Genomic DNA, 26248 nt, shown 5'->3' with positions numbered 1-26248 from the left:
TTATCAGGGCCTAGACTCCCGTGCGTACAGATCCTCGAATCACGATGCATCACAGGGTTCACCAAGTCACGAGGTCAGGGAGCGAGGGCGGACGGTGCGGGAGACGTTGGGCAACTCGACGATCGCCGCGGCGGACGTCGCGGGCGGCTACTTCCGGTCCTACTCGGTCGTGGGAGTGCTCGCCCTCATCGGCGTGCTCTTCGTCGCGGTCGCGTTCGGCGCCGGCCGGCTGCTGCGCCCGGTCGTGCCCACCCCCGAGAAACTCCTGACCTACGAGTGCGGCGTCGACCCGGTGGGCGAGGGCTGGGCCCACACCCAGGTCCGCTACTACGTCTACGCCTTCCTCTACGTGATCTTCGCGGTCGACTCGATCTTCCTGTTCCCGTGGGCGACGGTCTTCGCCGCCCCCGGCTACGGCGCGACAACCCTGGTGGAGATGTTCATCTTCCTCGGCTTCCTCGCCGTGGGCCTGCTGTACGCCTACAAGAAGGGGGTTCTGACATGGGCGTGAACCCGTCCGGTGACGTGAACCCGTCTGCTGCGGAGCCTCTCCTGCTTCCCGAGCCGAAGCGGCTGGGCGCGCTCGCCCGGCTCGCCCCCGAGCCCATGAAGGTGGTCCTGAACTGGGGCCGCCGCTACTCGCTGTGGGTGTTCAACTTCGGCCTCGCCTGCTGCGCGATCGAGTTCATCGCCGCGTCCATGGCCCGGCACGACTTCATCCGGCTGGGCGTGATCCCGTTCGCGCCCGGGCCGCGCCAGGCCGACCTGATGGTGGTGTCGGGCACGGTCACGGACAAGATGGCCCCGGCCGTGAAGCGCCTGTACGAGCAGATGCCGGAACCCAAGTACGTCATCTCCTTCGGCGCCTGCTCCAACTGCGGCGGCCCGTACTGGGACTCCTACTCCGTTACCAAGGGCGTCGACCAGATCATCCCGGTCGACGTGTACGTGCCCGGCTGCCCGCCGCGCCCCGAGGCGCTGCTCCAGGGCATCCTCAAGCTCCAGGAGAAGATCGCCCGCGAGTCGCTGGAGGAGCGCTACGGGACTGCCCGGCCCTCCGCCGCCGCCCTGCAGAGCGGTCTGGTGAAGCCCCCGGCGCCCGCCCTGGAAGGGGACGCGCGATGAGCACGGCCGGCTGGCTGCCCGCCCCCGCCGAGGAACTCTTCGGTACGGAGGCCACGGCCGAGGAGTCGTACGAGGTCCTGACGGTGGACGTCCCGCCGTCCTCCTGGCTCACCGCCCTGGAGACGGCCCGTACGACCCTGTCCTGCACCTACTTCGACTGGCTGAGCGCCGTCGACGAACCGGGCACGGGCTTCCGCGTCTGTGCCCACGTCGTCGCCCTCGCGCCGGTCCGCCGCCTGATCCTGCGTACGACGGTCCCGCACGACGCGCCGACCCTGCCCTCCGCCGTCGGCGTCTACGCGGGCGCGGCCTGGCACGAGCGCGAGACCCACGAGATGTTCGGGGTCGACTTCGAGGGCCACCCGGGCCTGGAGCACCTCCTCCTCCCGGAGACCTTCGAGGGCCACCCCCTGCGCAAGGACTTCGTCCTCGCCGCCCGCGTGGCCAAGGCCTGGCCCGGCGCCAAGGAGCCGGGCGAGTCCGAGCACGGCGGCCCCAAGCGCCGCCAGATGCTGCCACCGGGCGTCCCGGACCCGAACGAATGGGGCCCGCTGAAGGGCCAACTGCCGCCTGCCCCGGCACGCCCGGCCCGCGCGGCGGGGGAGCGGCCGGCACGTGCGGCGGGGGAGCGGCCGGTACGTGCGGCCGGGGAACGCGCCGCAGCCGGCGAGCGTCCGGTACGACGGACTCGTACGGCGGCGGAGGGCTCGGCGAGCCAGGCTGCCGGAGAGGCCGCCGCCGAGGCTGCTGCCCGGCCGCCGCGTCGGACGCGCAGCGCGAGCGAGGGTTCGGTGAGCCAGGCGGCGGCGGAGGCCGCTGCCGAAGCCCCGTCGGCACCTGAGCCCGGCTCGGCACCGGCAGGTACGCGCCGCGCCCGCAGCGCCTCGGCGGGCTCGGCCTCGCAGCGCCCTCCGCACAGCTCGGACGCCCCGTGGCACCACGCGCGCCCGGCGTTCGACGAGCAGCAGACACCGGAGCAGGCACGGGAGCCCGAGCAGGCACCGGAGGAGACCCAAGCTGCCGAGCCGCAGCCGGAAGCCCCCGAGGCAACCGAAGGCAAGGACAACACCACCCCCGACGACTCCACAGGAGGCCCGCAGTGAACGGCGCGCTGGACGTCGCCCTGCGACTCGTGGCCGTGTTCGTCGTCTTCCTGACCTTCCCCCTCATCGTCGGCCAGACCGAGCACAAGGTGATGGCCCACATGCAGGGCCGGCTCGGCCCGATGTACGCGGGTGGCTTCCACGGCTGGGCCCAGCTCATCGCCGACGGCGTGAAGTTCGCGCAGAAGGAGGACGTGGTCCCGGCGGGAGCCGACCGCCGGGTCTTCCAGCTGGCCCCCGCCGTGGCCCTGCTGCCGTACCTGCTCGTGCTGGTCGCCATCCCGATCGGGCCGAGCGAAGGAGCCGTCGGCCAGGTCCTGGACGCGGGCGTCTTCTTCGTGCTTGCGGTGATGGGCGTCGGCGTCCTCGGCTCGCTCATGGCCGGCTGGGCCAGCGCGAACAAGTTCTCCCTGCTCGGCGGCCTGCGCACGGCCGCCCAGCTGCTCGCCTACGAACTCCCGATGCTGCTCGCCGCGGCCTCCGTCGCCATGGCGGCCGGAACCGTCTCCCTGCCGGGCATCCTGCACGCCTTCCACTGGTGGTGGCTGCCCTGGCAGATCGTGGGCGCGGTCGTGTTCTTCGTGGCAGGCCTCGCCGAACTGCAGCGCCCGCCCTTCGACATGCCCGTCGCCGACTCGGAGATCATCTTCGGCGCGTACACCGAGTACACCGGCCTGCGCTTCGCGCTGTTCCTGCTCGCCGAGTACGCCGGAATCATCGTCCTGTGCGGTCTGACCACCGTCCTCTTCCTGGGCGGCTGGCACGGCCCCTGGGGCGCCGACGGCCTGGGCTGGCTGTGGACCCTGCTGAAGACCGCGCTCCTCGCCTTCGTCGTCATCTGGCTCCGCGTGACCTACCCCCGCCTGCGCGAGGACCAGCTCCAGAAGCTCTCCTGGACCCTCCTCGTCCCCCTCTCCCTCGCCCAGATCGCCCTCACCGGCATCGTCAAGGTGGTGATCTCGTAATGGCCCCCATTCCTGGCTCCGGCCTAGCCAAGGGCCTGGCCGTCACCCTCCGCACGATGACGCGGAAGCACGTCACCGAGCAGTACCCGGACACCCAGCCCGAGCTGCCACCCCGCACCCGCGGTGTGATCGGCCTGTTCGAGGAGAACTGCACGGTCTGCATGCTGTGCGCCCGCGAGTGCCCCGACTGGTGCATCTACATCGACTCCCACAAGGAGACGGTCCCGCCGGCCGCCCCCGGCGGACGCGAGCGCAGCCGCAACGTCCTCGACCGATTCGCCATCGACTTCTCCCTGTGCATGTACTGCGGTATCTGCATCGAGGTCTGTCCTTTCGACGCCCTGTTCTGGTCCCCGGAGTTCGAGTACGCCGAGACCGACATCCGCGAACTCACCCACGAGCGCGACAAGCTCCGCGAGTGGATGTGGACCGTCCCGGCCCCGCCCGCCCTGGACCCCAGCGCGGAGGAGCCGAAGGAACTCGCGGCCGCCCGCAAGACCGCCGAGAAACTGGCCGCCGCACAGGCCGAACCACAGGAGGGGGAGTCGTGAGCCTCGCCGCAGCCCCGCACGGCTTCCTGTCCCCGACCGGTGTCGAGATCGCGTTCCTGCTCGTCGGCCTGGTCACCTTCGGCGCGGCCCTGGTCACCGTCACCACCCGGCAGCTGGTGCACGCCGCCCTGTGGCTGGTGGTCACGCTCGGCGGCCTCGCCGTCGAGTACCTCCTGCTCACCGCCGAGTTCATCGCCTGGGTGCAGGTCCTCATCTACGTCGGTTCCGTCGTCGTCCTCCTCCTGTTCGGTCTGATGCTCACCAGGGCCCCCATCGGCCGCTCCCCGGACGCCGACTCCGGCAACCGCTGGGCCGCCCTCGCCGTCGCCCTGGCCGCCGCCGTCGCCCTGGTGTGGGTGGTCGTCGACGCGTTCCGCACGACCTGGATGGACCTGAGCGGCCCGGCCGCCGGCAGCACCCGCGTCACCGGCGAGAGCCTCTTCCAGAACTGGGTGCTGCCCTTCGAGGCCCTCTCCGTCCTCCTCCTCGCGGCCCTGGTCGGCGCGATCGTCCTGTCCCGCAAGGCGAAGGCGGAGGAGGCCTCCGGCGCACCGGACACGGCCCCGGGCACGGCCTCCGGCACCCCGGCCACCCCCGTGGCCGCCACCGGCGAGAAGGAAGGCGCCCGCTGATGCACCTCGCCTATCCCGCCGTCCTCTCCGCCCTCCTCTTCTGCACGGGCCTGTACGGCGTCCTCGCCCGCCGCAACGCGATCCTGGTCCTGATGTCGGTCGAGCTGATGCTCAACGCCGTCAACCTCAACCTGGTCGCCTTCGACGTCTGGCTCAGCCGCGCCGCCGAGGAGACCCTGCACTCCGGGCAGGCGCTGACCCTGTTCACCATCGCCATCGCCGCCGCCGAGATCGGCATCGGCCTGGCGATCGTGCTCGCCGTGTACCGCAACCGCGGCACCTCCGACATCGACAAGCTCCGCGACACCGCCGAGGGCCCCGAGACCGAAGGCCCTGACACCTCCGCGGCCGAGAAGGCTGAGGCCACCGCGTGACCACCACCTCCCTCGCCGTCCTCGTCCCCCTCCTGCCGTTCCTGGGCGCCGCGGCCGGCCTGCTGCTGGGCCGCACCGCCCCCGGTTTCGTCCGCCCGCTCGCCGTACTGCCGGCCCTGGCCGCGCTGGTGCTGGCCGCGCTGGTCGCCGTACGACAGGGCGGTGGCCCGCCCATCGTGGCCCACACCGAGCTGACCCCGACCGGTTCGGTGCCGATCGAGCTGGCCCTGGACATCGACGGCTTCGCCGCGCTCGTCGCCGTCCTGGTCGCCTTCGTCGCGAGCTGCGTGCAGATCTACTCGACGGGCTACCTGCGCGACGACCCGCGCTACCCCTCGTACGCGGCTCTCGTCTCCCTGTTCACCTCCGCGATGCTCCTCGTCGTCTACTCCGGCGACCTGATCGTGCTGCTGGTCGGCTGGGAAGTCATGGGCATCTGCTCCTACTTCCTGGTCGGCCACTACTGGGAGACCCCCGAGGCCCGCGCCGCCTCACTGAAGGCCTTCCTGGTCACCAAGCTCGGTGACGTGCCGTTCCTCATCGGCCTGTTCGCCCTGGGCACGGACGCCGGCTCGTTCCAGATCACCCGCGTCCTGGGGGCCGCGGCGAGCGGCGGCATCGACCACCCGACCCTGATCGCCCTGCTGCTGCTCGCGGGCGTGGCCGGCAAGTCGGCGCAGTTCCCGCTGCACACCTGGCTCCCCGACGCGATGGCCGGCCCGACACCGGTCTCGGCGCTGATCCACGCCGCGACGATGGTCGCCGCCGGTGTCTACTTCGTCGCCCGTCTCCTTCCGGTGTTCGAGGCGTCCCAGGCCGCGATGGTGGTCCTCGCCGTGATGGCCGCCGTCACGATGACCGGCTCCGGCCTCGCCGCGCTCGCCCAGGACGACATCAAGCGCGTCCTCGCCTACTCGACGATCGGCCAGCTCGGCTACATGACCGGCGCCCTCGCCGTCGGCGACCGCGGTGCCGCCGTCTTCCACCTCCTGTCCCACGGCGCCTTCAAGGCACTGCTGTTCCTCGCGGCCGGCGTGATCATCCACGCCGCCGGCACCAACTCGCTCGCCGCCATGTCCCGCATGAGCCACCTGCGCGACCGCGTCCCGGACGCGTACTGGACGATGACCGTGGCGCTCCTCGCGCTCGCCGCGATCCCTCCCTTCAGCGGCTTCTTCTCCAAGGAGTCCGTCCTCGGCGCCGCCGAGGACGTGGCCACCGGCCACACCGATCACGCCCCCGGCGCGGCGGGCTGGATCGTCCTCGTAGCCGGTCTGCTGGCGGCCTTGCTCACCGCCGCCTACGCCACCCGCCTGTGGCTGCTGGCCTTCCGCGGCAAGGGCGCCGAAGCCCCCGACCACGGCCGCCAGCCGCTCACGATGACCGTCGTGCTGTGGGTCCTCGCCGTGCCGTCTCTCGCCTTCGGCGGGCTCGCCTACCGCTCGCTGCCCGGCTGGTTCGACGGCCGCGACCTGACCCCGACGCTCCTCACCTCCGTCCTCGGCACCGGCCTCGCCCTGGTCGGCGGGCTCCTCACCTACGGCACCTGGCAGCGCACCAGCGCGCTCGCCGCCCGCGTCCCGGCAGCGCCCGCACCCTCCTTCGAGTGGGAACACCTCCAGGGCGAGGCAGCCGCGCACCCGGAGGGCGACGCGAGCCTGGTCGAGGCCCACGCCCTCGCCGACCACGAGCCTGCCTACCGCGACCTCGCCCACGCGCCCGACCCCGGACGGCTGCTGCTCGGCCCGCTGTACCGGCACGCGGCCGCCGGCTTCCACCTGGACGCCGTGTACTCCGTGCTGTTCGTCCGCCCGGTCCAGGCCGGAGCGAGCCTCGTGCGGTTCCTCGACCGCGAGGTCGTCGAGACCTACGTAGGCGGCGCGGCCGCGCTGCCCCGGCTGCTCGGGGCCGCCGTGCGGCGCGCGCAGACCGGCAATGTGCAGACCTATGTGAGCGCGCTGCTCGCCGGTGCCGTCGTCCTGACGGTGACCGTCCTCCTCGTCGCCACGGGAGCGTGAGCAGGCGTGATCGATATCAACGAGTCCGTGATGCAGTTCCTTCTGGCATTCGTCGTCGTCGGCCCGCTCCTCGGCGCCGTCGCCGCTCTGCTGCCGGCCCCGCCCGGGCTGAAGGGGAAGTCGCCCGAGCAGGCCGTGCTGCGGCACGGCGTGACCGTGACCGGCGCGATCCTCATCGCCGCGATCGTCCTCGCGCTCGGCTTCGACCACGACCAACCGTCGAAGATGCAGGCCACGACCGACATCAGCTGGATCCCCGCACTCGACGTGCGGATCCACCTCGGCATCGACGGCATCTCCCTCCCCCTTCTGGTCCTGACCGCGCTGCTGACCTTCCTCTGCGCGCTCTACTCGTACTTCAAGATGCCCTCGGGCCCGTCCCCGAAGGCGTTCGTCGCGCTGGTGCTCCTGCTCGAGTCCGGCACCCTCGCGACCTTCGCCGTCCTCGACCTGCTGCTGTTCTTCCTCGCGTTCGAGATGGTGCTCATCCCGATGTACTTCCTCATCGCCCGCTGGGGCGGCGAGGGCCGGACCCGGGCCGCGTGGAAGTTCATCCTGTTCACGCTGCTCGGCTCCGTCGTCATGCTGCTCGGCCTGCTCCTGATCGGAATCAAGGCGGGCACGTTCGACATGGTGGCACTCGCCACTGACAACGGCCGGTCGCTCACCACATCCGTGCAGGTCATCGCCGTTCTGGCGATCGGGATCGGGCTCGCGGTCAAGACGCCGATGTGGCCGTTGCACAGCTGGCTGCCCGACGCCCACACCGCCGCCCCGACCGTCGGCTCGGTCCTGCTGGCCGGCGTCCTGCTGAAGATGGGTACGTACGGGTTCGTCCGAATCCTGCTGCCGATCGCACCGGACGGCTTCCACACCTTCGCGCCCTACCTCGCCGCGTTCGCCGTGGTCGGGATCATCTACGGGTCCCTGGCCTGCCTGGCCCTCGCCAAGCAGGGCGCGAAGGGCGACCTGAAGCGGCTGATCGCCTACTCCTCCGTCGGCCACATGGGCTTCGTCCTGCTGGGCATCGCCACCATGACCCCGACCGGCGTGAACGGCGCCCTCTTCGCCAACATCGCCCACGGCCTCATCACCGGCCTGCTGTTCTTCCTGGTCGGCGCGCTGAAGGACCGCACCGGCAGCACCGACCTCGACACCCTTGCCGAGGAGACCGGCGCCGCCCTGTACGGCAAGGCCCCGCGCCTCGGCGGACTGCTCGCCTTCGGCGCCGTCGCCTCGCTCGGCCTGCCCGGACTCGCCGGGTTCTGGGGCGAGATGCTGGCCCTGTTCGGCGCGTTCAACCCGGCCGCCGACCTCAGTCGGCCCGCGTTCCTCACCTTCATGGCGATCGGCGCGTTCGGCACCCTGCTGACGGCCGCGTACATGCTGATCGTGGTCCGCCGGGTCTGCATGGGCGCCACACCGCAGGACATGCCGAAGCTCGCGGACGTCCACGGCTACGAGTTCGCGGCCTGGACCCCGCTCGTCGCCCTCACCGTCGTCGCCGGACTGTGGCCGAGGGTCCTGCTCGGCCTGACCGACCCGGCCGTGCAGCAGCTCCTGGCAGGAGGCACCCGATGAGCGCCCTGGCCCAGCCGCTGGCCCAGTCCGCGGTCCAGTCCGTCGACTGGCTCGCGATCGCGCCGCCCACCATCGCCGCGGTGGTCGGGCTCGCCGTCCTCGTCGCCGACCTGTTCGTCCCCGAGACGCGCAAGCCCCTCCTCGGCTGGGCCTCCATCGCGGGCCTCGCCGTCGCCACGCTGATGCTGCTGCCGCTGCTGGACGGCGACCGCAGCACCTTCTGCCTGACCGGCCACGCGCGCGTGTGCAGCTACACCGCCGACCACTTCACCCTCGTCATCCAGTTCCTCGCCTTCGGCGGCGCCCTGCTGGCCGCCCTGATGTCGGTGACGAACCTCAAGGACGAGCAGCGGCGCGTCCCGGCGGGGGAGTTCTGGTTCCTGCTGCTGTCCTCCGCGGCCGGCGCCGCCCTGCTGCCCGCCTCCCGTGACCTGGCCACGCTGATCGTCGCCCTGGAGGTCGCCTCCCTGCCCGCCTTCGCCCTCGTCGGCATCCGGCACGGCGACAAGCGGTCCTCCGAGGCGGCCCTGAAGTTCTTCCTGTCCTCGGTCACCGCCACCGCGGTCAGCCTGATGGGCATCAGCTTCGTCTACGCCTCCACCGGCACCCTCTATCTCACCCAGATCGCCCAGCGGATCCAGCACGTCGACGGGCAGCTCCACACCCTCGCCCAGACCGGCGTCGTCCTCACCCTCGTCGGCTTCGCCTTCAAGACGGCCGCGGTCCCGTTCCACTTCTGGGTGCCCGACACCTATGTGGGCGCGCCGCTGCCCGTCGCCGCCTATCTGTCGGTCGTCGGCAAGGCGGTCGGCTTCTCCGGCCTGATCCTCGTCACCGTCGTCGCCCTCCCGTCGTACGCCGACGTCTGGGGGCCCGCGCTCGCCGCGCTGGCCGCGCTCACCATGACCGTCGGCAACGTCGGCGCCCTGCGCCAGCAGGCCACGCGCGCGTACAGCGCCGTACGACTGCTCGCCTGGTCCTCGGTCGGCCAGGCCGGCTACCTCCTGGTGCCGATCGCCGCCGCCGGGTACGTCAAGGACGGCCAGAAGGCGATCGGTTCCACGGTCGCGTACGCCCTGATGTACGGCGCCGTGAACCTCGGCGCCTTCGCGGTGGCCGCTCTGGTGGGCCGTACGAAGTCCCTGAACCGGATCAGCGACTACCGGGGCCTGTACGCGTCCAACCCGGCCGCCGCCTTTCTCCTGGCGTTCTTCCTGCTGTGCCTCGCCGGGCTGCCGCCGGGCATCATCGGCCTGTTCGCCAAGGTCACCGTGTTCTCGGCGGCCGTCGACGCGGGTCTGGGCTGGCTGGCCGTGGTCATGGCCGTCAACGTGGTGATTGCCCTCTTCTACTACCTCCAGTGGACGGCCCTGCTGTTCCGCGCCCCCGAGGGCGCCCCCGCCCGGCACCGGGTTCCGGCCCCCCTCACCGCCGCGCTCGCCCTCACCGGAGTCCTCGGCGTGGTCCTCTCCGGCGCACCCCAGCTGGTCCTGCGCTTCGCGGCCACCGGACTGTTCTGAGGACGCGCGCCACGCGCGCGTGGGGCGCCTGTGCTCCCACGCGCGCGGAGGAGCGCAAGAGGCGCGCGTAGGTACGTAAGAGCACGTCACCCGTACGGCCGAGGCGCGCCGACGCACGCACAAGGGAACTCGGGGGCGCCGCCTGGCGTTGACCAGAGCGGGAGGGTCCACTGGACCAAAGGGTTCCCCTGCTGCACGACTTGGAGGGCGTACCGTGCACCGCCGGCACAACGGGCTAAGGACGGCAGTACTCCTCGGGGGACTGTCCGCACTCATCATCGTCATCGGCAGCTTCTTCGGCCGTACGGGCCTGATCGTGGCGGTCCTGGTCGCGCTGGGCACCAACGCCTACGCGTACTGGAACAGCGACAAGCTGGCGCTCCGCGCGATGCGCGCCCGCCCGGTGAGCGAGTTCGAGGCCCCCGCGCTGTACCGGATGGTCCGCGAGCTGTCCACGCAGGCCCGCCAGCCCATGCCCCGCCTGTACATCTCCCCGACGGAGGCACCGAACGCCTTCGCGACGGGCCGCAACCCGCGCAACGCGGCCGTGTGCTGCACCGAGGGCATCCTGCGCCTGCTCGACGAGCGCGAGCTGCGCGGCGTCATCGGCCACGAGCTGAGCCATGTCTACAACCGCGACATCCTGATCTCCTCCGTGGCCGGTGCTCTCGCCTCGGTGATCATGTTCCTGGTCAACTTCGCCTGGCTGATCCCGGTCGGCCGCTCGGACGACGACGACGGCCCGGGCCTGCTCGGCCTGCTGTTGATCATGATCCTGGGCCCCATCGCCGCCAGCATCATCCAGCTCGCCATCAGCCGTTCCAGGGAGTACGAGGCGGACGCGTCGGGCGCCCACCTCACCGGCGACCCGCTGGCCCTCGCCAGCGCCCTGCGCAAGCTGGAGACCGGCACCCAGCAGCTTCCGCTGCCCCCCGAGCCCCGGATCGAGACCGCGAGCCACATGATGATCGCGAACCCCTTCCGCGCGGGTCAGGGACTGTCCAAGATGTTCTCCACGCACCCGCCGATGGCGGAGCGCATCGCCCGGCTCGAGAAGATGGCAGGTCGCAACCAGTGAAGACCGTCCTGAACGTCATTTGGCTCGTCCTGAGCGGCTTCTGGCTGTTCCTCGGCTACCTGCTCGCAGGTGTGATCCTCTGCATCACGATCATCGGCATCCCGTTCGGCATCGCCGCCTTCCGGATCGGCGTCTACGCCCTGTGGCCGTTCGGGTACACCACGGTCGAGCGCCGGGACGCGGGCGCGCCCTCGTGCATCGGCAACGTGCTGTGGCTGATCCTGGCCGGCTGGTGGCTGGCCCTCGCCCACATCACCACCGGCATCGCCCTGTGCCTGACGATCATCGGCATCCCGTTCGGCATCGCCAACTTCAAGATGATCCCGGTCTCCCTGCTGCCGCTGGGCCGCGAGATCGTCCGCACGGACCAGCCCTTCGCGGCCCGCTGACCCAGGGCCTGCCGGAGCCTGTCGAAAGGCCCTACCGCCCCGCCCACCACCGCCGTACGCCATAGGCCACCACGCCGACGGCCAGCACACCCGCCCCGACGGCGACCGCGACCGCCGGGAGTGCGAACGCCAGCGTCGCGCAGCCCAGCAGCCCCACGGCCGGTACGACCCGTGCCGGCAGGGCCGGGCTCAGCGTCCAGGCGGAGGCGTTGGCCACGGCGTAGTACGCCAGCACGCCGAACGAGGAGAAGCCGATCGCGCCGCGCACGTCCACCGTCGCGGCCAGCACGGCGACCACCGCGCCCACGGCCAGTTCCGCCCGGTGCGGGACCTGGAACCGCGGATGCACGGCGGCCAGCGCGCCGGGCAGATGGTGGTCGCGGGCCATGGCGAGCGTCGTGCGGGACACCCCGAGGATCAGCGCGAGCAGCGACCCCAGCGCGGCCACGGCGGCCCCCACCCGCACCACGGGCGCGAGACCCGGCACCCCGGCCGCCCGCACCGCTTCGGCCAGCGGAGCCGCCGCGTTTCCCAGCCGGTCCGCACCGAGGACGGCGAGCACGGCCACCGCCACGCCCACGTACACGACCAGCGCGATCCCGAGCGCCAGTGGAATGGCGCGCGGAATGGTGCGCGCGGGATCCCGCACCTCCTCGCCCAGGGTCGCGATCCGCGCGTACCCGGCGAACGCGAAGAACAGCAGACCGGCCGCCTGCAGCACCCCGCCCACACCGGACGACACCCCGATACCGAGGCGCCCGGCGTCAGCCTCCTCGGAGGTCAGGCACACGACCACCACACACACAAGGACCGCCAGCACCACGGCCACGATCATCCGCGTCAGCCACGCCGACTTCTGGATGCCCCCGTAGTTCACCGCGGTCAGGGCCACCACGGCCGCCACCGCCACTGCGTGCGCCTGCCCCGGCCACACGTACGACCCCACGGTGAGCGCCATGGCCGCGCAGGAGGCCGTCTTGCCGACCACGAACGCCCAGCCTGCGAGATACCCCCAGAACGGCCCCAGCCGCTCCCTGCCGTACACGTACGTCCCGCCCGACGCCGGATAGCGGGCGGCCAGGCGGGCCGAGGACATGGCGTTGCAGTAGGCCACCACGGCCGCCGCGGCCAGCCCGAGCAACAGCCCCGGCCCGGCGGCGCGCGCGGCCGGGCCCAGGGCGGAGAAGACGCCGGCCCCGACCATCGAGCCGAGGCCGACGACCACGGCGTCCCGCACGCCCAGGGTGCGGCGCAGGCCGGTGCCGGAAGGTGTCATGCGCCGCACCCTACTGATCGCCGCAACCGGGTGGTGGACCCGTGACGTCCTCTTCATCGACACAGCACGAACACGCGCGCGACGGACAGCCGATCCTCACCGGATTCTCAAGGACCGGACAGTGCGGACACAGCGCGGAAGGGCAGGTTCACGGCATGAGCATCATCGGTTGGATCATCCTGGGGCTTCTGGCCGGAGCCATCGCCAAGTTCCTGCTGCCGGGCCGCGACCCGGGCGGCTTCATCGGTACGACCCTCATCGGCATCGCGGGCGCCTTCATCGGCGGCTGGATCTCGGCCCGCTGGCTGGACCACCCGATCAGCAAGCACTTCTACGACGGCGCGACCTGGGCCGCCGCGATAGGCGGCTCGCTCGTCCTGCTGATCCTCTACCGCGTCCTGTTCGGCAACTCGCGCGACTGACGCGACTGAGGGGCGTACACGGCACGCGCAGGAAGGGGGGCACCGGCCGGTGCCCCCCTTCCTGCTGATCTCCTGCCCGCGTCCTACCGGTAGTTCACGAACTGCAGCGCGAAGTCGAAGTCCTTGCCCTTGAGCAGCGCGATCACGGTCTGCAGGTCGTCGCGGCTCTTGGAGGTGACCCGCAGCTCCTCGCCCTGCACCTGGGCCTTCACGCCCTTCGGGCCCTCGTCGCGGATGATCTTCGCCACCTTCTTCGCGTTCTCCTGGGTGATGCCCTCCTGGATCGACGCGAAGATCTTGTACTCCTTGCCGGAGAGCTGGGGCTCGCCCGCGTCCAGCGCCTTGAGCGAGATGCCGCGCTTGATCAGCTTGGACTGGAAGACGTCGAGGACAGCGTTGACCCGGTCCTCGGAGTTCGCCTCCATGAGGATCTTGTCACCGGACCACGAGATCGAGGCACCCACGCCCTTGAAGTCGTAGCGCTGCGAGATCTCCTTGGCGGCCTGGTTGAGGGCGTTGTCGACCTCCTGCCGCTCGACCTTCGAGACGATGTCGAAACTGGAGTCGGCCATGTCCTGTGGCTCCTTGTATCGGGGTGCGTATCGGGTGCGTGGCGGCGGCCGCCGAGCCCGGTGTGGCACCGGGCCGCATCCGCACCAGCCTAGCCACCCCGCGACCTGAGGGACGCAGATCAACTGGGTGGCGAAGCACCCCTCTGCATCGGGTATTGTTTACGTCGTTGCCAGGGAGCACCGCCGAAAAGCGGTTCGAACGGCAGCAACCCCGGCGGTGTGCCCGAGCGGCCAAAGGGAGCAGACTGTAAATCTGCCGGCTCAGCCTTCCCAGGTTCGAATCCTGGCGCCGCCACACTGGGGATGACCCCCTCCAACTGCGGAAACGCAGAGTGGAGGGGGTCTCTTCGTTTGCAACGGGCACACTGGCGGCATGGCCTCCCGTCGCAGAACCTGTCCTGTGTGCCGTCGCGAGATCGCCGTCGTCGCGGGGCGCTTCGCGCGGCACGATCCGCCCGGGGCGCGGGATGGCGGGGAACTCGTCTCGTGCTCCGGGTCCCGGCAGCAGGCCCAACTCGGGGCGGTCCAGCCGGCGTTGGACGGGTACGCCGTGCCGGACTTTCCCGGGCAGCTGCCTCTCTTCTGACGGGTGAACGGCCGACGGCCGGCCTCAGTTCCCCGCGACCGACTTCACCGCCACCGACACCGGCGTCGACCCGCCGATCAGCTCCAGCGTCAGGCCGGCCGTCGCCGAGGTGTCCACCAACTCCGCCAGCACGGCCGCCACGTCGTCCCGGGGGATCGCGCCGCGCCCGGTCTGGGCCTCCAGGCGGACCAGGCCGGTGCCCGCGTCGTTCGTCAGCGCGCCGGGGCGCAGGATCGTCCAGTCGAGGGCGTCCTGACGCGTGACGTAAGCGTCGGCCGCGCCCTTGGCACGCAGGTACACGTCGAAGACGTCGTCGCCCTCGTGCGCGGGGTCCGCGCCCATCGAGGAGACCACCACGAAACGGCGTACGCCCGCGCGTACGGCCGCGTCCGCGAACAGCACCGCGGCACCCTTGTCCACCGTGTCCTTGCGGGCCGTCCCGCTGCCCGGGCCCGCGCCCGCCGCGAAGACCGCCGCGTCCGCGCCCTGCAGATGCGCCGAGACCTCCTCGACCGAGGCCGACTCCAGGTCGAGCAGGACCGGTTCGGCGCCGGCCGCCCGCAGATCGTCGCCCTGCTCCGCGTTGCGGATGATCCCCGCGACCTCGTCCCCGCGCGCGGAGAGCAGTTGCTCCAGCCGCAGCGCGATCTGACCATGACCACCAGCGATGACAATGCGCATGACTCCGACCGTACGCCCGAAGAGGCGCGTCCGCCGCACGGGTTCACGCCGGGGCGCGCCGTGGCTCAGGGGCGCCTCGGCGCATGGTCAGGGGCACGCAGCGGCTGGAGGGCGCCTGGGCGCATGGTCCCGGCGTGAAGCCCGGAACACCCGCCCCCCGACGCGAACGCCAGCCGCCGAACGGGAAGGCCGGTTCCCGACGGGAAGGCCAGCCCCTGACACGAACGCGAGCCCCATAGGGCGAACGCCGGCCCCTGACGCGGCGAGCCCCGTCAGGCGAACGCCAGGCCCCTGAACGCGAACACGCGCCCCGAACGCGAACGAGCGCGCCGGAAGCGACAAGCACCCCCTCACGACAACTCCGTCCGCCCCTGCCGCGGCAGCCCCAGTTCCGCCGCTGCCGCCGAGGAGTTGCAGTACTCGCGCACCGCGCTCGTGCGTGCCACCACCCGCCCCCGGTGCACCACGATCCGGCTGTAGGCGAGGGAGAGGGCGCCGGAGAGGCGGTCGCCGCGTACCGCGAGGAGTTCGGCGGGAAAGCCGGCCTCCACGCGGACCTCGGGCAGGCCCAGGACCGCGCGGGCCGAGGCGCTCACCGCGTCGTAGGCGTCCTCGGGGCGCAGGCCGTGGGCGGAGGCGAGGAGGTAGGCGGCCTCCAGGGGGTCGCCGCGGCCGACGGGGTTCGAGACGTCCCGCAGGGCACCGCTGCCGGCCGCCACCCGCACCCCGGCCGCGCGCAGCAGCCGTACCGGGGCCGTGCCCCGCCGGTCCGCGCCCCCGCAACCGCCCTGGGGCAGGCACACCACCGCCACGCCGGCCGCCGCGAGCTGGTCCGCGAGCCGGGAGGCGGCCTCGGTGTTCAGGCGTGCGAGACCGGCGCACGGGCCGATCGTCACGCCGGGGCGCAGACCACCCGCCATGGCCGCGAGCCGGGACAGCCGGGCCGGGTCGGCCGCGTCCGAGTGCAGGTCCACCGGGCAGCCGTGCTCCGAGGCCACCTCCAGCACGGCCTCCACGTAACCCGTGGGATCCGGGTCCAGGTCCGGGCAGCCGCCCACCACCGAGGCGCCCATCTTCAGCGCGTCCCGCAGTATCGCGAGCCCCTCGGCCCCGGCCACCCCGGTCAGCAGACGCGGCATCGCCACCGTGGTCAGTTCCGCGAGCCCCCGCAGGGAGCGCCGTGCCTGCAGTACGGCGCCGAGTGCGCCCAGGCCCTGGACGTCGCCCACGCGCACGTGCGCGCGTACCGCCGTCGCCCCGTGGCCGAGTTGGAGCAGTGCCGCCTCTGTCGCCCGGCGCTGGACGTCCTCGGGGGCGTACGAGACCGGTCCCGGCTGCTCGGCGGAGAGCGCGGTGTCGCTGTGGGCGTGCGGTTCGGCCGGGGCCGCGAGGAGCAGGTAGCCGCCGAGGTCCACGCGCGCGGCGCCCTTCCGGCCCGGCCCCGGCGTCAGGCTGCCGGCCGTGCCGACCGCCTCGATGCGCCCGCCGCCCAGCCGTACGTCCACGGTCCGGCCGTCGGTGAGCCGCGCCCCGCACAGCAACAGGGCGGCCGGGTCGGGCTGTCCGGAGGGCCCGGACGGGTTCGACGACGAGGGCGGCTGCGGCTGACTGTCGGGCATCGGACTCCAGGGGTCGGACCGGGGGCTCGGGGCAGGGCCGCGTGCGGGGCCCAAGGCCGCGACGGACCCCGGGACCCAAGATCACGCAGAGTGAGTCGAGCCTAGGGTGGCGAGCGGTGCGGGGCGCGGAGGAGCGCAATAGTCGTACCGGTGTGGCCCGCCTCTCACGGTCGCCACAAGGGGACTTGTGAGGCTTCCGGGGCTCCGGGAACGGCCCGGGAACGGCCCGCGTACGGGCCTGTGGCGGGCGGCCGGATACGGATTTGGGTGAACGGCGGCGGACCGTGTAATGTCTTCATCGCTCGCCCCAATAGCTCAGTCGGCAGAGCGTCTCCATGGTAAGGAGAAGGTCAACGGTTCGATTCCGTTTTGGGGCTCTGGTGTGAGAGGTTCCGCCGCGAGGCGGGGCCGATCTCATCAAAGCGGTGTAGCTCAGTCGGTAGAGCAAGCGGCTCATAATCGCTGTGTCACCGGTTCAAGTCCGGTCACCGCTACTGACAGTAGCCGATTGTGGGGTCGGTCCTTCGATCGGCTACTCTTTCTTGCGTTAAACCATTCCCATCCGTTCGTCAAGGAGCACTCACGTGGCTGCCACCGACGTCCGCCCGAAGATCACGCTGGCCTGCGTGGAGTGCAAGGAGCGGAACTACATCACCAAGAAGAACCGGCGTAACAACCCGGACCGTCTTGAGATGAAGAAGCACTGCCCGCGTTGCAACGCGCACACCGCGCACCGCGAGACGCGATAAATCAGGCTCGTACGTAAGGCCGCCCCCACTAGCAGGGGGGCGGCCTTACGTCGTTTCACACGCTGCCGAGACCAGGAGGTGCCGGGCCATGGCGCTCGACCAGTCCTTCGTGGGGCGGACCTATCCGCCCACCGAGCCCTACGAGGTGGGCCGGGAGAAGATCCGTGAGTTCGCCGAGGCGGTCGGGGAGGCCAACCCCGTGTACACGGACCCGGAGGCCGCCAAGGCGTTCGGTCACCCCGATGTGATCGCCCCGCCGACCTTCGTGTTCGCGATCACGTACCGGGCCGCCGGCGAGGTCGTCCAGGACCCGCAGCTCGGTCTCGACTTCAGCCGCGTGGTGCACGGCAGCCAGAAGTTCGCCTACACCCGCCCGGTGCGTGTCGGTGACCGGCTCTCGGTCACCTCCACCATCGAGGGGATCAAGTCCCTCGCGGGCAACGACGTGCTGGACATCCGTGGCGAGGTGCACGACGAGGCGGGCGAGCACGTGGTGACCGCCTGGACCAAGCTCGTGGCCCGTGCGGCCGAGGAGGCGTGAGGCAGCGATGACCGCGAAGATCGCGTACGACGACGTCGAGGTCGGCACGGAACTGCCGGCGCAGACCTTCTCTGTGGACCGCGCCACACTGGTGCGGTACGCGGGTGCCTCCGGGGACTTCAACCCGATCCACTGGAACGAGAAGTTCGCCAAGGAGGTGGGTCTGCCGGACGTCATCGCGCACGGCATGTTCACCATGGCCGAGGCGATCCGCGTGGTCACCGACTGGACCGGCGACCCGGGCGCGGTCGTGGAGTACGGCGTCCGCTTCACCAAGCCGGTCGTCGTGCCGAACGACGACAAGGGCGCGGTGATCGAGGTCAGCGGCAAGGTCGCGGCCAAGCTCGACGACAACACGGTGCGCGTGGACCTGACCGCGACGAGCGAGGGCGAGAAGGTGCTGGGCATGTCCCGGGCGGTCGTGCGACTGGCCTGACGGCCCGCACGAAACGCCGAGCCAAGAAGTGCTGAGGTAAGGGGCGTCCGCCACTGCGGGGCGCCCCTTACTTGTGCCTCCCCTTCGGAACGCGTGCCCCCGCTCGGGAAGACCCTCGCAGCGCTGTCCGTGCCGTCTCGTAGTCTTGGGCGCGTGCAGGAACTCCACGACGCCCCCCTCGCCCCGCTGACCACCTTCCGGCTGGGCGGCCCCGCCACCCGGCTGATCACCGCGACGACCGACGCCGAGGTGATCGCCGCCGTCCGTGACGCCGACGACACCGGGACGCCGCTGCTGGTCATCGGCGGCGGATCCAACCTGGTCATCGGCGACAAGGGCTTCGACGGCACCGCCCTGCGCATCGCCACGACCGGTGTCGAACTGCGTGGCACCACGCTGGAGCTGGCGGCCGGCGAGATCTGGACCGACGCCGTCGCCCGCACCGTCGAGGCCGGGCTCGCCGGGATCGAGTGCCTGGCCGGGATCCCGGGCTCCGCGGGCGCCACCCCGATCCAGAACGTGGGCGCCTACGGCCAGGAGGTCTCCTCGACGATCACCGAGGTGATCGCGTACGACCGCCGGGCCGGCCGGACCGTCACGCTGACGAACGAGGAGTGCGCCTTCTCATACCGGCACAGCCGCTTCAAGGCCGACCCCGAGCGCTATGTGGTGCTGCGCGTCCGCTTCGAGCTGGAGGACGCGGACGGGCTGTCGGCGCCGGTCAAGTACGCCGAGGCGGCCCGGGCGCTCGGTGTGGAGCCGGGGGAGAGGGTGCCGCTCGCCGCGGCCCGCGAGACCGTGCTGAAGCTGCGTGCCGGCAAGGGCATGGTCCTCGACCCCGAGGACCACGACACCTGGTCCGCCGGGTCCTTCTTCACCAACCCGATCCTCACCGAGACGCAGTTCGCTGCGTTCCACGCGCGCGTGCGGGAGCGCCTGGGCGAGGGTGTCGAGCCGCCCGCGTACCCGTCGGGGGAGGGCCGTACCAAGACCTCGGCCGCCTGGCTGATCGACAAGGCGGGCTTCACCAAGGGCTACGGCAGCGGACCCGCCCGTATCTCCACCAAGCACACGCTCGCCCTCACCAACCGGGGCGGCGCCACCACCGAGGACCTGCTGGCCCTGGCCCGCGAGGTCGTAGCCGGGGTCCGCGAGGCCTTCGGGATCACGCTGGTCAACGAGCCGGTGACCGTCGGCGTGAGCCTCTAGGCACAGAAGCCGAAGAGGCGGATGCAGCCGGAGAGGCTCAGTACGCCACCCCCACCCCCTGCTTCACCGTCCCCATGTCGTCGATCATCGACAGCATCGCGTGGGCGACGTCCGCGCGCGCGATGAAGCGGCCCTTGGGCGGGAAGCCGCCGACGACCGTGCGGTAGCGGCCGGTGAGCGGCTTGTCCTGCAGGCGCGGCGGCCGTACCGACGTCCAGTCCGTGCCGCTGCGCGCCAGTTCGGCCTCCATCTCGCGCAGGTCGGCGTAGACGTCCTTCAGGACCGCCGAGACCAGCCCTCGCATCCCGCGGTCCAGGAAGCCGTCGTTCTCCGGCTCCGGTCCGACCGGGCCGGCGCTGACCACCAGCAGCCGCCGTACCCCCTCGGCCTCCATGGCCCCGAGCACCGTACGGGTGAGCCGGGCTGCCACCCCCGCGTCCCTGCGGCTGCGTGCGCCGAGGCCCGACAGGACCGCGTCCCGGCCGGCGACGGCGGCGCGCAGCTCCTGCGGGTCGGTGAGGTCTGCGCGGAACACCTCCAGGGCGTTCCCCGTGACGTCCAGCCGGGTCGGGTCGCGGACGACGGCGGTCACCTGGTGGCCTGCGCCGAGCGCTTGGCGGACGATCTCGCGGCCGATCCCGCCGGTGGCGCCGAAAACGGTGAGTTTCATGGGGACTCCCGTACTCCAGTGAGGTGGGTGAGCGTTCACTCACCCAGGTTTCTTCTAGAGTGAGTAAGCACTCACCCACCCGTCAAGCCCCGATTGGACGTCCCATGGAGACGAAGCCGGCGCGCGTCCGCATCCTCGACGCCGCTCACGAGCTGATGCTCACCGTCGGACTCGCCCGCGCCACCACCAAGGAGATCGCCAGGGCGGCCGGCTGCTCCGAGGCTGCGCTCTACAAGTACTTCGACAGCAAAGAGGAGCTGTTCGTCCGCGTGCTGGCCGAGCGCCTGCCCCGGCTCACCCCGCTGCTGAGCGGCCTCGTGGCGGAACCGGGCCAGGGCACCCTGGAGGAGAACCTCACCGAGATCGCCCGCCAGGCGGCCCTCTTCTACGAGCAGAGCTTCCCGATCGCCGCCTCTCTGTACGCCGAGACGCAGCTCAAGCGGCGGCACTACGAGGCGCTGCGGAAGATCGGCTCCGGGCCGCACACGCCGATCGAGAGCCTGGACGCCTATCTGCGCGCCGAGCAGGCCGCCGGCCGCGTCCGCGCCGAGGCCGACACCTTCGCGGCCGCCTCGCTCCTCCTCGGCGCCTGCGCCCAGCGTGCCTTCGCCTACGACGCCACGGAGAGCGGCGAAGGACCGCCCGTGGACGCGTTCGCCACCCGGCTCGCCCGCACCCTGCTGGGCGGCGTGGCCGCGGAAAACCCCGTTGCGGACGACGGCGGCCGGTCGCGACCCTGATGCCATGACCGAACCCGACGCCATGAGCGAATCCGACGGTATGACGCATCGCACATGCGGCTGAAACTGCGAGAGTTCCGGTTCAGGACCGGGCCGCACGAACACCGCGTGGTCCAGCCCTGGCAGCCCCTGCGCCACACGTCACTGCGCGACCCGGCGCCGTACGGCGTCCTGACCGGCGACCACGACGGGCTCAACCGGCTGGCCGGCCTGTTCTCCTTCGCCGCCTACTCGCGGCACACCGTCGTCCACGTTCCGCTGCGCGACACCGTCACCGCGCACCACGGAGGCTGCGGCGACCTGGTCGACCTGGTCCTGGTCCACCACACCTACGGGCTGCGGCCCAGCCAGTGGCCCGAGCTGCGCCGCAGGCTGGGCGGAGGCACCCCACTCACCGTCCGCACCGACGAGGCGCGCACCGCGCGGGACGCGGCCGCCTGGGAGCGACGCCGCGACGACAGTGGCTTCCGGGACGAGCTGCGTCACACCACACACGCGCGGACGTTCTTCCTCATCGGCAGCCGTGACGTCTTCGCCGACACGGCCATGTCATGCGCGTCCGCGGCCGGCTGGGGCCCGCGCCAGAAGCGGATCGTGAAGGGCGGCTCCGCCCTCATGGGCTGCGTCCGCGGCCTGCAGTCCGAGGCGGACCCGTGGCGGAGCCCCGAGGTGATGATCTGCTTCCAGGCGTATCCGCCCTACGCCCACTTCAGACGGCCGGGCGAGTCAGCCAGTCGTCCACGCCGGCCAGCAGCCGTGCTTTGACGTCCTCCGGCGCCGCGGAGCCCCGCACCGACTGCCGGGCCAGCTCCGCCAGCTCCGCGTCCGTGAAGCCGTGGTGCTGGCGGGCGATCTCGTACTGGGCGGCCAGCCGGGACCCGAACAGCAGCGGGTCGTCGGCGCCGAGGGCCATCGGGACGCCCGCCTCGAAGAGCGTGCGCAGCGGCACGTCCTCCGGCTTCTCGTAGACACCGAGCGCCACGTTCGAGGCCGGGCACACCTCGCAGGTCACCTCCCGGTCGGCCAGCCGCTTCAGCAGCCGCGGGTCCTCCGCCGCGCGCACGCCGTGCCCGATCCGCGAGGCATGCAGGTCGTCCAGGCAGTCGCGCACCGACGCCGGGCCGGTCAGCTCGCCGCCGTGCGGAGCCGACAGCAGGCCGCCCTCGCGTGCGATGGCGAACGCGCGGTCGAAGTCCCGCGCCATGCCCCGCCGCTCGTCGTTGGACAGCCCGAAGCCGACCACACCCCGGTCGGCGTACCGCACCGCGAGCCGGGCCAGCGTGCGCGCGTCCAGGGGGTGCTTCATACGGTTCGCCGCCACCAGGACCCGCATCCCGAGCCCGGTCTCCCGCACCGTCGTGTCCACCGCGTCCAGGATGACCTCCAGGGCCGGGAGCAGACCGCCCAGCCGGGGCGCGTACGACGTCGGGTCCACCTGGATCTCCAGCCAGCCCGAGCCGTCCTTCAGGTCCTCCTCGGCGGCCTCCCGGACCAGCCGCTGGATGTCCTCCGGCTCCCGGAGGCAGGAGCGCGCCGCGTCGTACAGCCGCTGGAAGCGGAACCATCCGCGCTCGTCCGTGGCGCGCAGCTTCGGCGGCTCGCCGCTGGTCAGTGCCTCGGTCAGCGTCTCGGGCAGGCGCACGCCGTACTTGTCGGCCAGCTCCAGGACGGTCCCCGGCCGCATCGAGCCGGTGAAGTGCAGGTGCAGATGGGCTTTCGGCAGCTCAGAGAGATCACGTACACGCTCCATCCCAGGATCCTGCCGTACGTCCCGGTCGCGCCGGTAGCTCTTTCCCCGAACGTGGTCTTGCTCGCACATGCGAACGGGCCGCCTCCCCGGAGGGAAACGGCCCGCACGCGCGCGTGAGGCGCAAAGGACCTCAGTCCCGCGCCTCCGCCAGCAGCTTCTGCATCCGGCTCACGCCCTCGACGAGGTCCTCGTCACCGAGCGCGTACGACAGCCGCAGGTAGCCCGGCGTGCCGAAGGCCTCGCCCGGGACGACCGCGACCTCGGCCTCCTCCAGGATCAGCGCGGCCAGCTCGACGCTGTCCTGCGGGCGCTTGCCGCGGATCTCCTTGCCGAGCAGGCCCTTGACCGACGGGTAGGCGTAGAACGCGCCCTCGGGCTCGGGGCAGAGCACGCCGTCGATCTCGTTGAGCATCCGCACGATCGTCTTGCGGCGCCGGTCGAAGGCCTCGCGCATCTTCGCCACGGCCTCCAGGTCGCCGGAGACGGCGGCCAGGGCGGCCACCTGGGCCACGTTGGAGACGTTCGAGGTGGCGTGCGACTGCAGGTTCGTCGCGGCCTTGACGACGTCCTTCGGGCCGATGACCCAGCCCACCCGCCAGCCGGTCATGGCGTACGTCTTCGCCACACCGTTGACCACGATGCACTTGTCGCGCAGCTCGGGCAGGAGCGCCGGCAGCGAGGTGAACTTCGCGTCGCCGTAGACGAGGTGCTCGTAGATCTCGTCCGTGAGGACCCACAGGCCGTGCTCGACGGCCCAGCGGCCGATCGCCTCGGCCTCCTCCTGGCTGTAGACCGCGCCGGTCGGGTTCGACGGGGAGACGAAGAGCACCACCTTCGTCTTCTCCGTGCGGGCCGCCTCCAGCTGCTCCACGCTCACCCGGTAGCCGGTCGTCTCGTCGGCGACGACCTCCACCGGCACGCCGCCGGCCAGGCGGATCGACTCCGGGTACGTCGTCCAGTACGGCGCCGGGACGATGACCTCGTCGCCCGGGTCGAGGATCGCGGCGAAGGCCTCGTAGATGGCCTGCTTGCCGCCGTTGGTGACCAGGATCTGGGCCGGGTCGACCTCGTAGCCCGAGTCGCGCAGCGTCTTCGCGGCGATCGCGGCCTTCAGCTCGGGCAGGCCGCCGGCCGGGGTGTAGCGGTGGTACTTCGGGTTCTTGCAGGCCTCGATCGCGGCTTCGACGATGTAGTCCGGGGTCGGGAAGTCGGGCTCACCGGCGCCGAAGCCGATCACCGGACGCCCGGCGGCCTTCAGGGCCTTGGCCTTGGCGTCCACGGCGAGGGTGGCGGACTCGGAGATCGCGCCGACTCGGGCGGAGACCCGGCGCTCGGTGGGAGGGATTGCAGCGCTCATGGGGCCCATCGTTTCAGACCGGAAACACCCCCGGCACGCGGGTTTCACGGACTGAACAACAAGGGGTCGGGACGTGAACAGGGATCCGAATCCGGCCCCCGGCCAGGACGATCTTCGGTCCCGTGACTCCGGACAGGCACTTTCTGTTCGACGCCGGGCCGCGGACCACGTACACTCTCACCTCGTTGGCCTTCAGCAGCCGCTCCACAACCGGTGCACACCGAGCACACGGCCGGATGCGGTACGTTGGGGGACACACAAAGGGTCGTAGCTCAATTGGTAGAGCACCGGTCTCCAAAACCGGCGGTTGGGGGTTCAAGTCCCTCCGGCCCTGCTACACACACCGCCAGGATGTGTGCACATGTACGTACAGCGATGCACCGCCGTGCGGCTCAGACCGGGCGCGGCACGGCCACGACCCGGAATCAGGTGAGGACGAATGACGGACGCCGTGGGCTCCATCGACACGCCTGATGCTCAGGACGAAGCGCTGGAGACCAAGAAGAAGGCCCGCAAGGGCGGCAAGCGCGCCAAGAAGGGCCCGCTGAAGCGCCTCGCCATCTTCTACCGCCAGGTCGTCGCGGAACTCCGCAAGGTCGTCTGGCCGACGCGTAACCAGCTGACGTCGTACACCACCGTGGTGATCTTCTTCGTCACGATCATGATCGCCCTGGTGACCGTGATTGACTATGGGCTCAACCACGCGGCCAAGTACGTCTTCGGCTGAGCCAAGAGCGAAGGGCGCCGTGGTACCGGCGCCCGTTTTCGCATGTTCCACCCCTATGTATCCAGGAAGAAGCAGCCATCGTGTCTGACCCGAACCTGAACGACGCCATCGAGCCGGACGAGACGGTGGACGACGAGCTCGACATCGTCGAGGGCGCGGACGAGCAGGACGAGTTCGAGGCTGCCGAGGCCGAGGCTGGCGAGCCGGCCGAGGAGGCCGCGCTGCACGTCGAGGACGAGGCCGAGGAAGCGGCCGAGACCGAAGAAGAGATCGAGGAAGAGGTCGAGGAAGAGGTCGAGGCGGAGGCCGCCGCCCCGGTCGACCCCGTCGAGGCTCTGCGCGAGGAGCTGCGGTCCCTGCCCGGCGAGTGGTACGTCATCCACACGTACGCCGGCTACGAGAACCGCGTGAAGACGAACCTGGAGCAGCGTGCCGTCTCGCTGAACGTCGAGGACTACATCTTCCAGGCCGAGGTGCCGCAGGAAGAGGTCGTCCAGATCAAGAACGGCGACCGCAAGACGATCAAGCAGAACAAGCTGCCGGGTTACGTCCTGGTCCGCATGGACCTGACCAACGAGTCCTGGGGCGTCGTCCGCAACACCCCCGGCGTCACCGGCTTCGTGGGCAACGCCTACGACCCCTACCCGCTGACCCTGGACGAGATCGTCAAGATGCTCGCCCCGGAGGCGGAGGAGAAGGCCGCCCGTGAGGCCGCCGAGGCCGAGGGTAAGCCCGCCCCGCAGCGCAAGGTCGAGGTCCAGGTGCTGGACTTCGAGGTCGGCGACTCGGTCACCGTCACCGACGGCCCGTTCGCCACGCTCCAGGCGACCATCAACGAGATCAACCCCGACTCGAAGAAGGTCAAGGGCCTGGTGGAGATCTTCGGCCGCGAGACGCCGGTCGAGCTCTCCTTCGACCAGATCCAGAAGAACTAGTTCATCAGGAAGCGGGTTCCCAAGAACCAGCTCCTTCTGGACGAACCGCTTCCGCGCAGGTCAGGCAGGCTGCTACAGCCGGTCTGACCTGCTCGGTTTTTGGCCGCGCATCCATACCCGTTATCGTTGTGCGGTATGCCTACGTCCGGGTGGTCCCCGCGCGCGGGCATGGACCCGAATTGAAAGGACCCGGAGAGCTATGCCTCCCAAGAAGAAGAAGGTCACGGGGCTCATCAAGCTCCAGATCAACGCCGGTGCGGCGAACCCGGCCCCGCCGGTCGGCCCCGCGCTCGGTCAGCACGGCGTCAACATCATGGAGTTCTGCAAGGCCTACAACGCCGCGACCGAGTCGCAGCGTGGCTGGGTCATCCCGGTGGAGATCACGGTCTACGAGGACCGTTCCTTCACCTTCGTCACCAAGACGCCGCCGGCCGCGAAGATGATCCTCAAGGCCGCGGGTGTCGAGAAGGGCTCCGGCGAGCCGCACAAGACCAAGGTCGCCAAGATCACCGAGGCGCAGGTCCGCGAGATCGCCCAGACCAAGCTGCCCGACCTCAACGCCAACGACCTGGACGCCGCGTCGAAGATCATCGCCGGCACCGCCCGTTCCATGGGCATCACGGTCGAGGGCTGACCCCCACC

General features: G+C 71.1%; 30 protein-coding genes and 4 tRNA genes. 27 read left to right on the top strand and 7 right to left on the bottom strand.

The window, feature by feature from the left end; translation table 11 throughout:
- Positions 1-94 precede the first annotated feature (94 nt).
- The 12 genes from BEK98_RS07390 to BEK98_RS07335 all read left to right on the top strand — a co-directional run bounded on the left by BEK98_RS07390 (position 95) and on the right by BEK98_RS07335 (position 11336).
- Positions 95-511, top strand: a complete 417-nt coding sequence (locus BEK98_RS07390) for an NADH-quinone oxidoreductase subunit A (protein ID WP_094215554.1) — start codon at positions 95-97, stop codon at positions 509-511.
- Positions 502-1125, top strand: coding sequence for an NADH-quinone oxidoreductase subunit B (locus BEK98_RS07385; RefSeq protein WP_094215553.1), 624 nt, complete (start codon positions 502-504; stop codon positions 1123-1125). The genes BEK98_RS07390 and BEK98_RS07385 overlap by 10 nt, the downstream gene beginning before the upstream one ends.
- Entirely contained in the window at positions 1122-2228 is a 1107-nt protein-coding gene (locus BEK98_RS07380) for an NADH-quinone oxidoreductase subunit C (protein ID WP_094215552.1), read from the top strand. Before BEK98_RS07385 ends, BEK98_RS07380 begins: the two co-directional genes overlap by 4 nt.
- Complete coding sequence (locus BEK98_RS07375) at positions 2225-3193, top strand: complex I subunit 1/NuoH family protein (RefSeq protein ID WP_094215551.1); 969 nt, start codon at positions 2225-2227, stop codon at positions 3191-3193. Before BEK98_RS07380 ends, BEK98_RS07375 begins: the two co-directional genes overlap by 4 nt.
- Positions 3193-3744: a NuoI/complex I 23 kDa subunit family protein gene (locus tag BEK98_RS07370; protein ID WP_094215550.1), complete on the top strand. Its 552-nt coding sequence runs from the start codon at positions 3193-3195 to the stop codon at positions 3742-3744. The genes BEK98_RS07375 and BEK98_RS07370 overlap by 1 nt, the downstream gene beginning before the upstream one ends.
- Entirely contained in the window at positions 3741-4376 is a 636-nt protein-coding gene (locus BEK98_RS07365; protein ID WP_094215549.1) for an NADH-quinone oxidoreductase subunit J family protein, read from the top strand. The genes BEK98_RS07370 and BEK98_RS07365 overlap by 4 nt, the downstream gene beginning before the upstream one ends.
- Positions 4376-4750, top strand: a complete 375-nt coding sequence (gene nuoK / locus BEK98_RS07360; protein ID WP_094215548.1) for an NADH-quinone oxidoreductase subunit NuoK — start codon at positions 4376-4378, stop codon at positions 4748-4750. The genes BEK98_RS07365 and nuoK overlap by 1 nt, the downstream gene beginning before the upstream one ends.
- Entirely contained in the window at positions 4747-6768 is a 2022-nt protein-coding gene (locus tag BEK98_RS07355; RefSeq protein ID WP_094215547.1) for an NADH-quinone oxidoreductase subunit 5 family protein, read from the top strand. The genes nuoK and BEK98_RS07355 overlap by 4 nt, the downstream gene beginning before the upstream one ends.
- Positions 6769-6774: 6 nt before the next feature.
- A complete protein-coding gene (locus BEK98_RS07350; protein ID WP_094215546.1) occupies positions 6775-8349 on the top strand; it encodes an NADH-quinone oxidoreductase subunit M in 1575 nt (524 codons plus the stop codon).
- Positions 8346-9869 (top strand): NADH-quinone oxidoreductase subunit N, encoded by a 1524-nt coding sequence (locus tag BEK98_RS07345; RefSeq protein WP_094215545.1) that lies wholly within the window; start codon positions 8346-8348, stop codon positions 9867-9869. The genes BEK98_RS07350 and BEK98_RS07345 overlap by 4 nt, the downstream gene beginning before the upstream one ends.
- Positions 9870-10083: 214 nt before the next feature.
- Positions 10084-10947, top strand: a complete 864-nt coding sequence (gene htpX, locus BEK98_RS07340; protein ID WP_094215544.1) for a zinc metalloprotease HtpX — start codon at positions 10084-10086, stop codon at positions 10945-10947.
- Positions 10944-11336, top strand: a complete 393-nt coding sequence (locus BEK98_RS07335) for a YccF domain-containing protein (protein WP_094215543.1) — start codon at positions 10944-10946, stop codon at positions 11334-11336. The genes htpX and BEK98_RS07335 overlap by 4 nt, the downstream gene beginning before the upstream one ends.
- Positions 11337-11367: 31 nt before the next feature.
- On the opposite strand, the gene BEK98_RS07330 is transcribed toward BEK98_RS07335, so the two are convergent.
- Positions 11368-12612 (bottom strand): APC family permease, encoded by a 1245-nt coding sequence (locus tag BEK98_RS07330; protein WP_094215542.1) that lies wholly within the window; start codon positions 12610-12612, stop codon positions 11368-11370.
- A gap of 155 nt (positions 12613-12767) precedes the next feature.
- On the opposite strand from BEK98_RS07330, the gene BEK98_RS07325 reads away from it, so the two are divergent.
- Entirely contained in the window at positions 12768-13034 is a 267-nt protein-coding gene (locus BEK98_RS07325; RefSeq protein ID WP_094215541.1) for a GlsB/YeaQ/YmgE family stress response membrane protein, read from the top strand.
- Between the two features lie 83 nt (positions 13035-13117).
- On the opposite strand, the gene BEK98_RS07320 is transcribed toward BEK98_RS07325, so the two are convergent.
- The gene (locus BEK98_RS07320) at positions 13118-13606 is read right to left on the bottom strand and encodes a YajQ family cyclic di-GMP-binding protein (RefSeq protein WP_094215540.1); all 489 of its coding nucleotides are present in this window, start codon (positions 13604-13606) and stop codon (positions 13118-13120) included.
- 213 nt (positions 13607-13819) lie between these two features.
- On the opposite strand from BEK98_RS07320, the gene BEK98_RS07315 reads away from it, so the two are divergent.
- Positions 13820-13901 (top strand) — tRNA-Tyr (locus tag BEK98_RS07315).
- 78 nt (positions 13902-13979) lie between these two features.
- Positions 13980-14192, top strand: coding sequence for a hypothetical protein (locus BEK98_RS49870; protein WP_094215539.1), 213 nt, complete (start codon positions 13980-13982; stop codon positions 14190-14192).
- A 24-nt stretch (positions 14193-14216) separates the two neighbouring features.
- Here BEK98_RS49870 and BEK98_RS07305 read toward each other — a convergent pair whose 3' ends face one another.
- Entirely contained in the window at positions 14217-14873 is a 657-nt protein-coding gene (locus tag BEK98_RS07305; protein WP_094215538.1) for an SDR family oxidoreductase, read from the bottom strand.
- A 350-nt stretch (positions 14874-15223) separates the two neighbouring features.
- On the bottom strand, positions 15224-16492 hold the full coding sequence (locus tag BEK98_RS07300; protein ID WP_094215537.1) for an amidohydrolase family protein: 1269 nt from the start codon (positions 16490-16492) through the stop codon (positions 15224-15226).
- A gap of 304 nt (positions 16493-16796) precedes the next feature.
- On the opposite strand from BEK98_RS07300, the gene BEK98_RS07295 reads away from it, so the two are divergent.
- The 6 genes from BEK98_RS07295 (at position 16797) to BEK98_RS07270 (ending at position 19427) form a co-directional block, all read left to right on the top strand.
- Positions 16797-16869: transfer RNA gene (locus tag BEK98_RS07295), tRNA-Thr, on the top strand.
- Between the two features lie 44 nt (positions 16870-16913).
- A tRNA-Met gene (locus BEK98_RS07290) sits at positions 16914-16986 on the top strand.
- Positions 16987-17076: 90 nt separating this feature from the next.
- Positions 17077-17241 (top strand): 50S ribosomal protein L33, encoded by a 165-nt coding sequence (gene rpmG, locus BEK98_RS07285; protein ID WP_003948671.1) that lies wholly within the window; start codon positions 17077-17079, stop codon positions 17239-17241.
- 88 nt (positions 17242-17329) lie between these two features.
- Entirely contained in the window at positions 17330-17782 is a 453-nt protein-coding gene (locus tag BEK98_RS07280; protein ID WP_094215536.1) for a MaoC family dehydratase N-terminal domain-containing protein, read from the top strand.
- 7 nt (positions 17783-17789) lie between these two features.
- Positions 17790-18218, top strand: a complete 429-nt coding sequence (locus BEK98_RS07275) for a MaoC family dehydratase (RefSeq protein WP_094215535.1) — start codon at positions 17790-17792, stop codon at positions 18216-18218.
- 153 nt (positions 18219-18371) lie between these two features.
- Positions 18372-19427, top strand: a complete 1056-nt coding sequence (locus tag BEK98_RS07270; RefSeq protein WP_094215534.1) for a UDP-N-acetylmuramate dehydrogenase — start codon at positions 18372-18374, stop codon at positions 19425-19427.
- Between the two features lie 37 nt (positions 19428-19464).
- On the opposite strand, the gene BEK98_RS07265 is transcribed toward BEK98_RS07270, so the two are convergent.
- Positions 19465-20097 carry an NAD(P)-dependent oxidoreductase gene (locus BEK98_RS07265; protein ID WP_094215533.1) on the bottom strand — a complete coding sequence of 211 codons (633 nt, stop codon included), beginning with the start codon at positions 20095-20097 and terminating at the stop codon, positions 19465-19467.
- Between the two features lie 104 nt (positions 20098-20201).
- Here BEK98_RS07265 and BEK98_RS07260 point away from each other — a divergent pair, with 104 nt between their 5' ends.
- Positions 20202-20837: a TetR/AcrR family transcriptional regulator gene (locus tag BEK98_RS07260; RefSeq protein WP_094215532.1), complete on the top strand. Its 636-nt coding sequence runs from the start codon at positions 20202-20204 to the stop codon at positions 20835-20837.
- Between the two features lie 54 nt (positions 20838-20891).
- Positions 20892-21602: a hypothetical protein gene (locus tag BEK98_RS07255; RefSeq protein WP_094215531.1), complete on the top strand. Its 711-nt coding sequence runs from the start codon at positions 20892-20894 to the stop codon at positions 21600-21602.
- Here BEK98_RS07255 and BEK98_RS07250 read toward each other — a convergent pair.
- Both BEK98_RS07250 and BEK98_RS07245 read right to left on the bottom strand, forming a co-directional pair.
- Positions 21547-22587 (bottom strand): adenosine deaminase, encoded by a 1041-nt coding sequence (locus tag BEK98_RS07250; RefSeq protein ID WP_094215530.1) that lies wholly within the window; start codon positions 22585-22587, stop codon positions 21547-21549. The genes BEK98_RS07255 and BEK98_RS07250 overlap by 56 nt on opposite strands.
- Positions 22588-22717: 130 nt before the next feature.
- Complete coding sequence (locus tag BEK98_RS07245) at positions 22718-23944, bottom strand: pyridoxal phosphate-dependent aminotransferase (RefSeq protein ID WP_094215529.1); 1227 nt, start codon at positions 23942-23944, stop codon at positions 22718-22720.
- A 261-nt stretch (positions 23945-24205) separates the two neighbouring features.
- Here BEK98_RS07245 and BEK98_RS07240 point away from each other — a divergent pair.
- From BEK98_RS07240 to rplK, 4 genes are all read left to right on the top strand, one after another.
- Positions 24206-24278, top strand: a tRNA-Trp gene (locus BEK98_RS07240).
- A 105-nt stretch (positions 24279-24383) separates the two neighbouring features.
- Positions 24384-24671 (top strand): preprotein translocase subunit SecE, encoded by a 288-nt coding sequence (gene secE / locus BEK98_RS07235; protein ID WP_094215528.1) that lies wholly within the window; start codon positions 24384-24386, stop codon positions 24669-24671.
- A gap of 80 nt (positions 24672-24751) precedes the next feature.
- Positions 24752-25606, top strand: a complete 855-nt coding sequence (gene nusG, locus BEK98_RS07230) for a transcription termination/antitermination protein NusG (protein WP_094215527.1) — start codon at positions 24752-24754, stop codon at positions 25604-25606.
- A 199-nt stretch (positions 25607-25805) separates the two neighbouring features.
- Positions 25806-26240 (top strand): 50S ribosomal protein L11, encoded by a 435-nt coding sequence (gene rplK, locus BEK98_RS07225; protein ID WP_037858373.1) that lies wholly within the window; start codon positions 25806-25808, stop codon positions 26238-26240.
- Positions 26241-26248: the final 8 nt, after the last annotated feature.

Origin of the sequence: Streptomyces diastatochromogenes, from assembly GCF_002242805.1 — a bacterium.
Taxonomy (GTDB): domain Bacteria; phylum Actinomycetota; class Actinomycetes; order Streptomycetales; family Streptomycetaceae; genus Streptomyces; species Streptomyces diastatochromogenes.
Note: the sequence above shows the minus strand (reverse complement) of the source record. Positions and strands in the feature narration are given on the sequence as shown.